The following is a 13,352-nucleotide window of genomic DNA, read 5'->3' on the forward strand; positions in this document are numbered from 1 at the left end:
ACCCCGGGAAGAAAAACAAAAAAGTAATAATTTATTTGGCCTAATCTTTGGCACAATTATTACTACTATTTCAGGAATAATCTTAGCTTCCATCGATGGCGCGGCTTTCGGTGCCCTCTGAACTAGTTTAGCATTATCAGCAACAATTACAGAAGTGTTAACTGTAATTGGAGAAGTTGGAACTGATTTTTTAATCAATGAATTATATGATGTGATTAATAATAATGTTAGTGCTAGTAATGCATTGCTAAATTTATTATTACCCTTAGATGAAAGTAAATTTGCAAAAGCAATCGAAAAAATGGTCTCTTAAAAGGTCTTTCTAAAACAAGCATTAAGAGAAAAGACAGTTATGATCAAAAATTATTACCAAAGGAAAACTTAGTTATGATTTAACAAAAATGATTAAGGATTATTTAAACCAGGATTCTAAACAAAATAATCCGATGTTTTATCATTTTACTAAACCTATTAATTTACAAAAAAATATTAACCAAAAATTAGGTTACCAAGCAAAGCAACTTAATCAATTAGATTACTTTAATTATCAACAAATTAATTTAATTAAAAAAAGTTGCTAACCTAATTACTAATCAACAATGAAAACAAGCAACTAATAATTTTAAAATTAGTCCGCATGATATTAATTATGTTAATAATATTTTAAATTCTCTTAACAGAACTTGGTCACAAATTATCACACTAGATTTTGAATCCTGATTAGCAATAACCAACGAGTTAATTCAAAAGAATGTTAATCCGCAAGATATTGCAAAAATTAGTTTACTAAGAACTTATCTAACTCAGTAAAAATTAATATCAGGTTTAACTAATAAATTTAATTTTTCAAAAATGCTATTAAATAATTCATCAGGAATTAAAAACCTGTTTAAAGAATTGAACAATGAAACTGAAAAATTAAGTTTAATAATTGATGAATTAGCATGAGAATTAAAAACTAATCAAATTAACTTATTAAATTTAATTAATAGTTTTTTAAATAAAAATAGTGATAATTTATCTTTAGCAAGTCAACAAGTCCATTCATTAGTTAAGCCCGTTAAATTTAAAAATATTCTTAATTTACAAAAAAACTACTAAATATAACTTATCTTCATTAAAATATTTTAATAATTATTAACTAATTCTTTGAAAATTAAATAAATATTATACTTGTCAAGAATATTACACTTTGCAAAGAAAAGATAAAAGACAATGGTAAAATTTCTTTCGCACAACCAAATACAAAATCTTTTAAAAAATAAACTAACTATATCCAAAACTATTTTTCAAAATTATGATATTAACAATTTTGATTATCTGCAAATGTTAACTAACTATGTTAGTGATCAACAAGCTAATAAATTTAATCCTTTGGATTTAAATTTAACAATTAATTCCCAAAATAAATTAGTTACTAAAATTAAAAATTATTTAACAACAAATAACTTTTATCAACAAAACTAGTTAAATGAAAAAAGAATGTCACAATGTGGCCAAGCTGCCTACTTAGTGTACCAGTATAATGACAATTTACAATTTAAAACTGTCAAAGTTATTAGTAGTGATCAAAATATCATTAACCACATTAGACTATGAACAAAATAACTGACCAAAGTTTCTCTGAAACTGAAACTTTAAAAATTAGTTATTTACCAATTATTATTTTTAAAAACACTTCATCTGTAACTAAAGATTGCGGATACCAAATTGAAAAAATTAAAACATTAGATTTAATTTATGAACAAATTATTTTAGGAACAATTTTAAGTAGTACCAAGTTCTTCTTAAATACTAATGATATTATTGGAAATAACCAAGAACAAGTTAATAATATGATTCATAAATTTATTAAAAATAATATCTTGGTAATGGAAAATGACCCTGATCATAATCCTGACTCAATCAGTGCTATTATGGGAACTTTTAACCCCGAACCGTTGACTAATTTATATTTAAAAACGTGGAACCATTTATTAACTAACTCTAATTTAGAATTATCCGAAGAAAAAACAATTAAAGATAATACCATCACTATTGCTAATAATGGTTTAGTAAATTTAACTAACCAAACCAAATTAACATTACGTGAGCAATCCTTAGCAGCCTTCATTAGTTTATTATTAACTTTTGATAAAGATATCCTAAAAGCAAAAACATTTGCTCTTAAAGATAACGCCGATAGTCTAAAAATCTTGGTGCAATTAAAAATTAATCCGTTTGGTTCATCACCATTATCTTAAGAACTTTATCAATGAAAAATATTAACGATAAAATAAAAAGAACCACTCGGAAAAGATTTTTATATTGACCAAATCCCATTAGACTTTGCTAACCTTGCAGAAAGTAAAAGTGATGCTGACTTATCATTAATTTATGGTTCGGACCGTAAACATAAATTATATATTTATTCTTTGAAACGACTATTTAATGATAGTGAAAAACTAACCTTAGAATTTGGTCCTAATATTGTTCAAATTAGATTTATTAACCCAGATGATGTTATTGTTACTGATGCTTATGAAATTAATGACTTTCAAATTGATTTAAAAGTAATCCCAATTAACAACCCCCAAAAACAAGCAACTAAATATAGTGAAATTGATACTAAAGTAATGGTGCTACAATTACCAAACTAGCTAATTTAACCTTGTTAAAAGATTCCAAAACAATTGATGGAAATGCAGTTTAAAATCCAAAAACCATTACCTAGTGATACTGAAATCACCGGGATTAAAATTAAAGATCCCAAAGCAATTAAATGGGGAAATATTAAATGTTGAGGAAAGATTGAAAATGAATATTGCTATCCACAATTATTCATAAAAAATTCCCAAATGTTTCCGTTATTTTCTTTACCAATTGAAACAACACCAAACATTAGAATTTTTGAATATTGATTAGGAAAAAGTTTTTTACCATGAAATTTGGCTAAAGAATACATTAAGCAAAAAGACATTTTATCTTTAGTAAGTGTCAGCAATAAACCACCAGCGCCAACTAAACAAACTTTTAAAAATTCTAGATTAGCTCTAGGAAAAATAAATCTTAAAGATACCCGTGCTGCAGAGGGAATGACTGTTCCAATACCAACTTGACCAGAAGGTAATGCTCTTAAAATTTAAGACAATAAATATGAACCAACAGCATGGTGAACTAAAACTGAAAAAAAGTTAACTGAGATTATATTCAATGATTTTCAACACCTGGTAGTTCCGAGTATGACGATGTTATTTTAGAATTTGCAGAAGGACCCATTAGTGGGAACCTCCAAGATGTTTTAAAAGATTTTTTAACTTATAAATATAATTATGATCGCAAATTTCCTAATGTATCATTTGAAGGCTACGGAAATCCTGATAATGAATCTGCTAGACTAAAACAAAAATTTGAAGGTCAAAAACCTGAAAATGTAATTGATGGATTACTTGAAGAATGAAAAATTAATAATCCCAGTTATGTGAATACTGAGGTTGTTACCAGATTTAAACAAATCATTTATATATTGTCAAATTATACATATAGTAAATTAGCAATTAATAAAGGGTATAATGATGACATCAAAATCGTGTCTTCTTATTATTTTGAATTGATTTCAAAACCTACAGAAGTTGAAAAAGGATATTAAGAATTTAAAGAGGTTATTGTTAAACTAAAATTGTCATATTTTGATTTTTCTGATCCAAATAATATTTCGGTAATTAACAATGACTTTTCTGGAAATCAAATGTTTAAATTAGATCTCAGCTATTTTAATTGGTTACCTTTAACTAATGAATTAGAGGCAAATGATATTCCATCTTTAATACCCGGAGATATTAATTTATCATCAGCAGAATAAGGAAAATACTTAACTTATGTACTATTATCTAATAATAAAATTGAAAAATTATTAAATTTATTTTCTACTAAAGATAATAACTTTCATAATAAACTACAATGACTTGAAATTATAGAAGTTATTAAACCAACAGATATTGAAATTAGTTTTTCTAAAAAAATGCAAAAATTAAATGAAATAGAACTTTTATTGGAATTTTAAATTTAATTGCTATTATAATTGGAGGAATTTCATTATCAAAAATTAATGATTCCAAAGTAAATTAATATAACTCTTATAAAAATAGAGCAGAAGAAGTTAAATGATGTTGTTCTACTATTTGAGCAGATGATGGAGGAAAATATATGCGTCTAATATGCGCATATAAAAACCCGTCAGAAAGCATGTGACATAAATGAGACGGTAATTATCCTGACGGTTATTTTGAAAATTAAAAGTTACTTATATATTATATTAATATTTTTATTTAATTACATATTTTTAAATTTTAATTATGAAATAATTATTTTCCTATAATTTTACTAGAATATTTAGAAGGGAAGGAAATATTTATGAATAAGAAAATATTTTGAATAGGTTTCATAGTCATCATTTTAACAATAATAGCTATTATTTTATCAATTATTTCATTAGTAAAAATAATACATCCAAAGTCCAAAGTTATGCAACTTATGAGCAAAGTGATCATACAATAGTCTTTTGAAATAGTAAAATATGAGAACGTGATTTTTCGGGATTTTCTTTATTCTGTGCAGATAGTAAACATTATCCAGAAGATAAAAATGAAATGGCATGTATCCTGATAATTATTTTTATTAAATAAAAAATCTAATAATTATAATCATTTTTTATTAATATCCTCTAAAATTAAAGCGTTCACATATGAGTAAAAATTAGTATTCAAGTAAGGTATCCCCATAATTAAAATAAATACGGACATTTTTATTTTAAAATTAAGGAGATGAAAAGATGACTACTATTTTTAAGCGACTATTATGGAACAAGAGGATTCTGCAAGTACTAAATAACCAAAAACTTGCAGAATATTTCTTATAAAACTACCATTGTAAATTTATTGCTATGCATTGATGGACAGAAATACTTATTATAATACAATTATATGAACTAAATAATAAGATACAATTTCTTATTGATAATTTAACCAATCTTAAGGATAACAATGAATAAAACTAAGTTAAAATTATTAACTTTAAAACTTATTTATTATTTTTTAAATATTATCATGATTGGATTTCTAAAACTAGTTAATTCATTAGTCAACCAAATTAATAAATTACAAGCAAAAATTAAAACATCTGGTAATCTCTTAGATGATGGTATAGTAAATAATTCATTTTTTTAAATTATCATTAGTTTTTAATTGTTATTTAATTTCTTTTCGTAAATAATGTAGATAACTTTACATCATTTTTTTATTTTAAATTTTTATCCTAATCATTTAAAATATTACTATTTTAAAATTAAAGTGATCACATATGAACAAAACATCTTTATTATATATTAATATTTTTTAAATAAATACGGACAAATTTATTTAAAAAATAAGGAGATGAAAATACATGTCTATAATCAAACCTAAATTATGAGAAGAAGTGAGTTTAAAAGAATATAATGATTCTTATCGCTTGACTGATCCAATCACGGAAGTACCATTAAAAATACAATAAATTATATTATAATGTTGAAGAATGATTTACAACTTTTGCTATCCAAGCTCAAGATGTCATCAATGCTTATTTAAACTTTATTTTTTATAAATTTCCTTATCATACTTTTAAAGATCAAAGAATTAAAGAAATCATTCGAAAAATAATTTATATTATGTTTGAGCATTGATGCTTCAACAGAATTCTAATTGAATTTATTTGTTACTGCTAACAATACACCTAAAAATGGTAATAATTTTGAAACTAGTTCAAATAATTTCCTAAACTTACAAGGGCTACATTCGAGCTGGATGAAAATTTATGGAGAATTAACTTCTCTTAAAAAATTATTTGAAACGTATAATGAAAACCCAAACAAAATTGATTTATCCCAAATTGATTTAGAATTTTATTATACTAAGAGTGAAACAGATGAATTAATAAGCTTAGAAAAAAACAAACGAGAAAAAAATAGCGAAGAATTAAAAAAAATTATTTTAAATAAACAATTAAAGCTATATGATGATGTCCCAATAAAATATAGCGTAAAAAAACAGAAACTATTTTCCATGGTCCAGTGACTAACTTAGTTATTAAAGGTCCTGTAATTACAACTCATGATCAAGAGATTGAAACAGCTATTTTTGATATTTTTAATAAAATTGGTCATATTAATGGGGAAATTGCCCAACAAGGACAAACAAAAAACAGAAAATGAAATTTTAGAAATTAAAAGCAAATACTTTTCAATTAATAATAACCCCTTATATTTAAAATTAAAATCAAATAGTAATATTTCAACTAAAAAACTTATATAGTTGTTAATAAAGAATACACCCGACTATTATTTCGAAATCGCTTATCCCAAAAAAGTTTATATATCTTTTATATATCTTATAAAAATGAAAACTACTATAATAATGAAATTTTTATAATGAAATTTTTATTGAAACTGATAGAAAAATCAAAAATACAATTTTAGTTAATAATAGAATTACTACTTATATTCTTGACATAGGAGAATGAGACATTTATGAATTTCAAGGAAATGGAATTCCTATATAAAATTAAAACTAATTAGTTAAATCTTAAAAATGCTTCTATATATTTATAACAATGGACTCTCTATCACATTATGTAACAATACTAACAATGAGGCAATAAAACAAACTGTTACAATCGCAAACATAATAAAATATTTATTATTTTTAAAAGCCTCCCAGACGGATTGTTTTATGCGTTTGTTGTTCAAAAGCATTATGTTGGCGTTTTTTTTCCGGGGTTGGTATTCTAACTTTCAATATAAGATTCCGAAAACAATTGCTAGCACACCAAAAATAACAACTAAACTAATGGCAACTGGTAAGGATAATGTCCCAATATTAGTTAAGAAGCCAATCATCTTTAAACCAACCTTTCGTAATGTAAGCAAAATAAAAATAACACTATTTTATTTAATAGTGTTATTTTAAATGAAAATCAATTATTTTAAAACATCTCCGGTTGCTTTTTCTACTAAATTAATAACTTCTTGACTAGTTTCACAATTTAAAACTGTTTCTACTAATTTGGCCATTTCAGTAGTATCTAATTTACTAATAATACTACGAGCACGTAAAATACTTGTTGCTGACATTGAGAAGTAATCTAGTTTCATTCCCATTAAAATTGGAATGGCTAATGGTTCGCCTGCCATTTCTCCACACATTCCTACTCATTTGCCTTCTTTATGAGCACCATCAATAATACTTTTTAAGAGGCGAAGAATTGAGGGATTATAAGGTTGGTACAAATATGAAACAAATTGACTCATGCGATCAGCAGCCATTGTATATTGAATTAAATCATTAGTCCCAATTGAGAAGAAATCAGCATGTTTAGCAAATTGATCTGCTAAGACAGCGGCAGCCGGAACTTCCATCATCATTCCAATTTCGATATCATCTGCGACTTTATGCCCTTCTTTTAATAAATTAGCTTTTTCTTCTAAGGTAATTGCTTTTGCTTTTTTAAATTCATCAATAGTTGCAATCATTGGGAACATAATTCCTAATTTTCCAAAGGCACTTGCTCTTAATAACGCTCTTAACTGGGTGCGGAAAACATCTTCACGATCTAAACATAAACGGATGGCGCGATATCCTAAGAACGGATTCATTTCTTCTGGGAATTTAAAATATGATAATTTTTTGTCTCCCCCAATATCTAATGTTCTAATAATAACCGGGCGACCTTGCATTCCTTCCAAGGCTGCTTTATAAGCAACAAATTGTTCATCTTCAGTTGGGAAGTAATCATTATCCATGTATAAAAATTCACTTCGGAATAAACCAACTCCTTCACCGCCATTGTCTAATACTCCTTGGACATCTTTTGGTGAACCAATATTTCCTTCTATAGTAAAGCATTTAAAGCCATCTTTAGAAACTGTTGGTTTATCTTTAAAGGTTAATAATTCTTGTTGTTTTTTAATGAAAGCAGCTTTTTTATCAGTTCATTCTTTAATTTCATTAGCTTCTGGTTTTAGAATAACTTCCCCGGTTGTTCCATCAATAATAATGTAATCACCATGGTGAGCTAAGGTTGTAATATTTTTTAGTCCTAACACGGCAGGAATTTCTAAACTACGACCCATAATAGCGGCATGACTAGTTCGCCCACCCATATCGCAAGCAAATCCTTTAGCATATTGCGGGTTCAATTGGGCTGTTTGTGACGGAGTTAAGTCGTTAGCAACAATAATAACTTCTTCATTAATAGTTGCTAAATCCAACACTGGCACATCTAAAATATATTTAACTAACCGATTAGTAACATCTTTAATATCACTGACTCTTTCTTTAAAATAAGGGTCATCCATTTCCGAAAACATCTCAATATATTTTTTGGCCACACTATCAATGGCATAAGCAGCATTTAATTTCTCATTATTAATTATTCCTTTGGCTTCATCTAACATTACTGGGTCTTGTAAAATTTGACCATGAGCTTCAAAAATCGCCGCTTTTTCGGCGCCTAATTTTTCTAAGGCAATTTTTTGTAATTTTTCAATATCCCCTTTTGCTTTGCTAATCGCTTGGTCCAATAATTTAATTTCATCAGCAACATTATCAATTGTTGTCTTTTCAATATTTAATCGTGGTTCTTCTAATTTAAAAACTTTTGCAATCGCAATTCCATTACTAGAACCAATTCCTTTAATTTTATTTGACATCTTTATATCTCCTTTTTCTATCTGTCCAAACTATTTTAATTATATACCAATTAAAATATTGTGATAAGATAAAACAAAAAAAATATTAGATAATTAGTTATCTAATACATTCTTCATCATCTTTAAATTTTAATGATTTATTTATTAATTCCAAATCTTCTTCAAAAATTTTCATTTTTTCATTAATAAAATCACTATTTTCTTCACAGAATTGCTGAATTAATTTATTAATTTCTTCCATAACTTGGAGGAGATCTTACGCAATATTTTTATTAACTACTTGCGGGTTAAAATTTTCAAGATAGTGATTAGCGACTATTCCAAAGCGTGTTGTTAGATTAGCTAAAAGTAAATTTCTTTTTTCAAAACAAATTGCTGCATAATCAACAAATAAAGTTAAGAAAGACGAAAAGTTATTTGCTAAATTAGTTTTTAAATAATTTTTTAATGTTGTAAAACTAGTATTAAAAAAATCTTTATACTTTACAACTAAGCGATTGTCACTAAGCTGTTTATTATTAGCCAATGCTTTTGCAAAATCAAGGAACTTTGTTTTAAGTGGACCCTGAATTAAGTTTAATCTTGTTCCAATAACTGGTAAGATTTTAATTTTAATTAAATTTTTAATCTCTTCTAATTTAAAAATATCTAGAAAACTATTTTCACTTAATGATTCCTTAAATTGTTGTTCATATTCCTTTTGACCAATCAATTGTTGATTAGTTTCAAATGTGAATAAGAATAGCAACAAATCAGATTCTGTGAATTTAAAAATGTCTTCCTTAAAATTTAAAAAACAATTATTTACATAATAATCAAAACAAAAATTTAAAAAGTAAAGTAAAAAATCATCAAGTTTTTCTCGATTTCTAATAAAATGGCCTTGAAAAAAAATCATTATATTTTGCTTTGAATTGTCTTGCGTTGTCGTTGGTTTTAAACAACCAAAAATATGTCCTGGTATATGGTTTTTCCCTTTCTTTAGTTATTAAAAATAAAAAAATCTAAAAAATATTAAATTATTTTTTAGGTACTTTTCGCACTCATTATTTAATTAAAAGAATGTTTTTCAATAATACTATTAGTAATTGCAGCTAAATAAGTGTTGCATCCAATTACTGTAACAATCCCAATGGTAAACCCCGATACCACCCCACCGTTGAACCCATTAAACAAATATTGGGTAGTTTTAATAAGCTACTCTCAACATTATTACTATTATAGTATTTTTTTTAACTGATCAGTTATTACCAGTAATAGCGGCTTGGTTAACATATAAGTCTTCACTAACTAAAATTCGTAAATCTGAGGGAACAAAATCTCATGGTACAATATAAATTAAATTAATGATTGTGCTTTTTTGAATTAATTCAGGAATGTTAGTTTTGGTAATTTTCAAAATTTAATTGTTGGCGTTACGAATTACTTTGGTAAAACTAATAATTCCACTAATAATTAAGATTATACTAATTAAAATAAAATTGAGTCTACCAAAAAATATGGTGAAAGAACAGGGTTAGTAAAATAAACAATTAAATTACCAATAATAATTGCTCAAAAAATTAGTTTAAAAGGACCACAGAATGCTTTTAAAAATTCTCATCCTCATTGCATTTTATTGTTTGTTAAAATATTTTCCCCAAATTCAATTTTACGTTTCTGATATTCTTTTTTTATTAACCCAAAACTAGCTAATTCTAGTTTATTTAATAAGTTTGTTTGGTCTAATTTAGCGTATTCAATTAACTTTGTTTTATTTTCACTAAAAAACTTTTCTTTTAAATAATGATGATTTGGCAATTACAACATTACAAACAGTTTTCCCAAACCATAAAATTAAGCCAATTATGGCCCGTGAAATTCTGCTTGACGAGGGTAATATTCATTGCATTACCAAAAGCAACCAACAAGTAATAAATAAAAAGTTATCTTAAATATTAAGATAACTTTTTATTTTATAATTCAATTAAAACTTTGATTCCAGGACCCATTGTTGTTGTGACAGCAATGTTTTTAATATATGTTCCTTTAACAGCTGATGGTTTTGCTTTACGAATTGTATCAAAGATAACATCATAATTAGCTTTTAAGTCTTCTGCTTTAAATGATGCTTTTCCTAAGATTGCATGAATATTACCATTTTTATCAACACGATATTCAACTTTTCCTTTTTTAACTTCTTCAACGGCTTTTTTCACATCCGGAGTTATTGTTCCAGTTTTCGGGTTTGGCATTAAACCTTTTGGTCCTAGTAATTTCCCAATTTTTCCTAATTCTGCCATAATATCAGGAGTTGCAATAATAACATCAAATCCAAATCAATTTTCTTTTTGGATTTTTTCAATCATATCTTTTCCTCCAACAAAATCAGCTCCCGCTTCTTTTGCCTCAGTTTCTTTTGTATTTGTTAACACTAAGATTTTTTGAGTTTTTCCGGTTCCTTTTGGTAAAACAACAGCTCCTCTAATTTGTTGGTCAGCATGACGAGGATCAACATTTAAGTTAAAAGCAACTTCAACTGTTGAATCAAATTTTGTGGTTGTTGTTGTTTTTGCCAATTCAATTGCTTCTGAAATGGGATAAAATTTATTTTTATCAACTAATTTGACAACTTTATTATATTTTTTTCCAAATTTAGCCATTAGTTTTTACCTTTACCTTCCTTCGAAGATTCCATTCCTTCAATAACAATTCCCATATTCTTTGCAGTTCCGGCAATAATTCGCATTGCTGCTTCAACATCATTAGCATTTAAATCTGGTAATTTATATTCGGCAATTTTACGAACTTGATCAACACTAATTGTCGCCACTTTTTGTTCTTTTGCTTTTGGTGAACCTTTTTGAATATTAGCTGCTTTTTTTAATAAAATAGCAGCGGGAGTTGTTTTTAATTCAAATTTAAATGACTTGTCATCAAAAGCAGTAATAACAACTGGGACAATATCTCCCATACGGTCTTTGGTTGCTTCATTAAATTGTGTAGTAAATTGGGGCATATTAATCCCTAATGATGCTAACTCTGGCCCTGGTTTTGCTTGTCCAGCTGGAAATTCTAATTTAGCAATTCTAGTAATTTTTGCCACGAGCAATTCCTCCTTATATATATATTAATTCTCGCTGTGGTCCAAACGAAATAATCTTATTTCTACCACATTTAAGCACATTTTATTCAGTAATTTTACTTATCTAAAATAAGTGCCTATATAAATATAGCATAAATTATTTAAAAAACAATACAATTCTAGTTGCGATCTTAACTTTTAAAAAAATAGCTAAATAATTAGCTATTTTAAATAAATTATCTTAAAAAACTAGATACTTGTTTCATTATATAAAATGGTAAACGCCCCACCTTGTAATGTTCATGAAATTGGTAAATTTAACAATACATGTTTGGGGTTAGCAATGTCATCAACTGTAAGAGAGCAGAATCACCGTGATAATCTTCTTGCACAAATATTTACTATAACCATCTTCATAAGCTAATATATGCACTAAATCTTTTATATTGTAACCATAACTATTCCCATTACTCATTCATAAACTATAAAAAGTTGCATCTAATGGTAAGTAGAATTTAATTCTGCCGTCAGCTCCATATGTTCCCTGTTCAATGATATAAGTAACATCCAAATTTGAATGCGGATTAACAGTAACCGGTTGACTAGGTGCTGTTACTTTTTCTGTTGTAGTTGTTGTATGATTATATTTACCTGATAAATCTACTTCCACATCTGCAGCAATGATGATCAAAATAATGCAAGACTAAAAGATCCACTAATTTTAAACCCAATTTCAATAAAATATGAAATTGTATTTGTTACAGATTTTGAATATGACTGGGTTTTAAATGTTTATGATAAATCAGAAGTATTAGAAAAACTACTGCTAAAAGTTTTAACAACATTTGAATTAATTGCATAAAAATTATAAGCTGAAACAATTCCTGCTTTGTTAGCAATAAAACAATTTGCCAAATCGGTTGTCGCATCAGATAATGATTCGATTGCATAAACATCAGGATTATTCCGTAAATATTTTTCATTGATATCTTGCATTAAGTTTTCTAAAGTAGTTGGTGGCACGGTTTCATTATTTTTAAAATCAAAAAATTTATTAGTTTCTAACATTGAAGCCGAACAAGATGAACCAATTTATAATAGCACTTGTAAATATCAATAATAATTTTCCTTTCTATTATTATTTAACCTTATACTCAACATTAATTTTTTTACCTTGTGAAACTCATGAAATTGGTAAGTTTAAAGAAATTTTTTGAAGGTTATCAAGATTATCAACAGTAATTACTGAATCACCTTGGTAATTATTTAACAGATACTTACCATGACCAATAGATTTAAAATATCCAACCAATCATCTAAGATTAAAAGGGATTGAATATTGCTGACCATCAGGATTTTCTCATGTTGATGTTCAAATCAAAGTATCAGAGGAAACAAAAAATCTTATCCACCCATCACTTTGATAAGTTCCCTCTTCAATAATGTAAGTAACCACCACTGTTTTATACGCTGGTAAGGTAAATTCTTGCTCTGGAACCTCAACTGTTTCGGTTTCTGTTGTTCGTATTAGTAAAGCCTCCTGAAATATCTAATTCTGCACTAATT

General features: G+C 26.7%; 23 protein-coding genes and 1 pseudogene. 13 read left to right on the forward strand and 11 right to left on the reverse strand.

The features are described from left to right. Window positions 1-154 precede the first annotated feature (154 nt). The 12 genes from P344_RS06865 (at window position 155) to P344_RS06870 (ending at window position 6,241) form a co-directional block, all read left to right on the forward strand. Window positions 155-313 carry a hypothetical protein gene (locus P344_RS06865; RefSeq protein WP_156028588.1) on the forward strand — a complete coding sequence of 53 codons (159 nt, stop codon included), beginning with the start codon at window positions 155-157 and terminating at the stop codon, window positions 311-313. 88 nt (window positions 314-401) lie between these two features. Further along, complete coding sequence (locus P344_RS05185) at window positions 402-581, forward strand: hypothetical protein (protein WP_025317813.1); 180 nt, start codon at window positions 402-404, stop codon at window positions 579-581. A 271-nt stretch (window positions 582-852) separates the two neighbouring features. Next, a complete protein-coding gene (locus P344_RS05190; protein ID WP_025317814.1) occupies window positions 853-1,101 on the forward strand; it encodes a hypothetical protein in 249 nt (82 codons plus the stop codon). A 114-nt stretch (window positions 1,102-1,215) separates the two neighbouring features. Further along, the gene (locus P344_RS05195; protein WP_025317815.1) at window positions 1,216-1,467 is read left to right on the forward strand and encodes a hypothetical protein; all 252 of its coding nucleotides are present in this window, start codon (window positions 1,216-1,218) and stop codon (window positions 1,465-1,467) included. A 15-nt stretch (window positions 1,468-1,482) separates the two neighbouring features. Next, window positions 1,483-1,608, forward strand: a complete 126-nt coding sequence (locus P344_RS07975) for a hypothetical protein (RefSeq protein ID WP_269078592.1) — start codon at window positions 1,483-1,485, stop codon at window positions 1,606-1,608. Then, window positions 1,596-2,243: a hypothetical protein gene (locus tag P344_RS05200; RefSeq protein WP_025317816.1), complete on the forward strand. Its 648-nt coding sequence runs from the start codon at window positions 1,596-1,598 to the stop codon at window positions 2,241-2,243. The genes P344_RS07975 and P344_RS05200 overlap by 13 nt, the downstream gene beginning before the upstream one ends. A gap of 171 nt (window positions 2,244-2,414) precedes the next feature. Continuing rightward, complete coding sequence (locus P344_RS05205; protein ID WP_025317817.1) at window positions 2,415-2,639, forward strand: hypothetical protein; 225 nt, start codon at window positions 2,415-2,417, stop codon at window positions 2,637-2,639. A gap of 42 nt (window positions 2,640-2,681) precedes the next feature. Beyond that, entirely contained in the window at window positions 2,682-3,125 is a 444-nt protein-coding gene (locus P344_RS05210) for a hypothetical protein (protein ID WP_148552336.1), read from the forward strand. A 533-nt stretch (window positions 3,126-3,658) separates the two neighbouring features. Continuing rightward, the gene (locus tag P344_RS05215) at window positions 3,659-3,841 is read left to right on the forward strand and encodes a hypothetical protein (RefSeq protein ID WP_025317819.1); all 183 of its coding nucleotides are present in this window, start codon (window positions 3,659-3,661) and stop codon (window positions 3,839-3,841) included. A 1,180-nt stretch (window positions 3,842-5,021) separates the two neighbouring features. After that, entirely contained in the window at window positions 5,022-5,204 is a 183-nt protein-coding gene (locus tag P344_RS05220) for a hypothetical protein (protein WP_025317820.1), read from the forward strand. Between the two features lie 615 nt (window positions 5,205-5,819). Then, window positions 5,820-6,098 (forward strand): hypothetical protein, encoded by a 279-nt coding sequence (locus tag P344_RS05225; RefSeq protein WP_025331908.1) that lies wholly within the window; start codon window positions 5,820-5,822, stop codon window positions 6,096-6,098. Then, a complete protein-coding gene (locus P344_RS06870; protein ID WP_156028590.1) occupies window positions 6,086-6,241 on the forward strand; it encodes a hypothetical protein in 156 nt (51 codons plus the stop codon). The genes P344_RS05225 and P344_RS06870 overlap by 13 nt, the downstream gene beginning before the upstream one ends. A 375-nt stretch (window positions 6,242-6,616) precedes the next feature. Here P344_RS06870 and P344_RS05230 read toward each other — a convergent pair whose 3' ends face one another. From P344_RS05230 to P344_RS06885, 6 genes are all read right to left on the reverse strand, one after another. Further along, the gene (locus P344_RS05230) at window positions 6,617-6,910 is read right to left on the reverse strand and encodes a hypothetical protein (protein WP_025317822.1); all 294 of its coding nucleotides are present in this window, start codon (window positions 6,908-6,910) and stop codon (window positions 6,617-6,619) included. An 81-nt stretch (window positions 6,911-6,991) separates the two neighbouring features. After that, window positions 6,992-8,722: a phosphoenolpyruvate--protein phosphotransferase gene (gene ptsP / locus P344_RS05235; RefSeq protein WP_025317823.1), complete on the reverse strand. Its 1,731-nt coding sequence runs from the start codon at window positions 8,720-8,722 to the stop codon at window positions 6,992-6,994. Between the two features lie 97 nt (window positions 8,723-8,819). After that, window positions 8,820-8,963, reverse strand: coding sequence for a hypothetical protein (locus P344_RS06875; protein ID WP_156028592.1), 144 nt, complete (start codon window positions 8,961-8,963; stop codon window positions 8,820-8,822). Between the two features lie 15 nt (window positions 8,964-8,978). Further along, a complete protein-coding gene (locus P344_RS05240) occupies window positions 8,979-9,470 on the reverse strand; it encodes a hypothetical protein (RefSeq protein WP_156028594.1) in 492 nt (163 codons plus the stop codon). 441 nt (window positions 9,471-9,911) lie between these two features. Beyond that, complete coding sequence (locus P344_RS06880; protein ID WP_025331910.1) at window positions 9,912-10,121, reverse strand: hypothetical protein; 210 nt, start codon at window positions 10,119-10,121, stop codon at window positions 9,912-9,914. 71 nt (window positions 10,122-10,192) lie between these two features. After that, window positions 10,193-10,522: a cation-transporting P-type ATPase gene (locus P344_RS06885; RefSeq protein WP_025317825.1), complete on the reverse strand. Its 330-nt coding sequence runs from the start codon at window positions 10,520-10,522 to the stop codon at window positions 10,193-10,195. Here P344_RS06885 and P344_RS08140 point away from each other — a divergent pair. After that, window positions 10,510-10,656, forward strand: a pseudogene (locus P344_RS08140) (agmatine deiminase family protein); the annotation flags it as partial. The gene P344_RS06885 and the pseudogene P344_RS08140 overlap by 13 nt on opposite strands. 21 nt (window positions 10,657-10,677) lie before the next feature. Here the strand turns inward: P344_RS08140 and rplA are convergent. The 5 genes from rplA to P344_RS05270 all read right to left on the reverse strand — a co-directional run bounded on the left by rplA (window position 10,678) and on the right by P344_RS05270 (window position 13,335). Beyond that, the gene (rplA, locus tag P344_RS05250) at window positions 10,678-11,364 is read right to left on the reverse strand and encodes a 50S ribosomal protein L1 (protein WP_025317826.1); all 687 of its coding nucleotides are present in this window, start codon (window positions 11,362-11,364) and stop codon (window positions 10,678-10,680) included. Next, window positions 11,364-11,807 (reverse strand): 50S ribosomal protein L11, encoded by a 444-nt coding sequence (gene rplK, locus P344_RS05255; protein WP_025317827.1) that lies wholly within the window; start codon window positions 11,805-11,807, stop codon window positions 11,364-11,366. Before rplK ends, rplA begins: the two co-directional genes overlap by 1 nt. A 316-nt stretch (window positions 11,808-12,123) precedes the next feature. Further along, entirely contained in the window at window positions 12,124-12,477 is a 354-nt protein-coding gene (locus P344_RS05260) for an ETX/MTX2 family pore-forming toxin (RefSeq protein WP_025317828.1), read from the reverse strand. A gap of 101 nt (window positions 12,478-12,578) precedes the next feature. Further along, the gene (locus tag P344_RS05265) at window positions 12,579-12,854 is read right to left on the reverse strand and encodes a hypothetical protein (RefSeq protein WP_025317829.1); all 276 of its coding nucleotides are present in this window, start codon (window positions 12,852-12,854) and stop codon (window positions 12,579-12,581) included. 70 nt (window positions 12,855-12,924) lie between these two features. Further along, window positions 12,925-13,335 (reverse strand): ETX/MTX2 family pore-forming toxin, encoded by a 411-nt coding sequence (locus P344_RS05270; RefSeq protein WP_148552338.1) that lies wholly within the window; start codon window positions 13,333-13,335, stop codon window positions 12,925-12,927. Window positions 13,336-13,352: the final 17 nt, after the last annotated feature.

The organism is Spiroplasma mirum ATCC 29335, from assembly GCF_000565195.1.
GTDB lineage: Bacteria > Bacillota_I > Bacilli_A > Mycoplasmatales > Mycoplasmataceae > Spiroplasma > Spiroplasma mirum.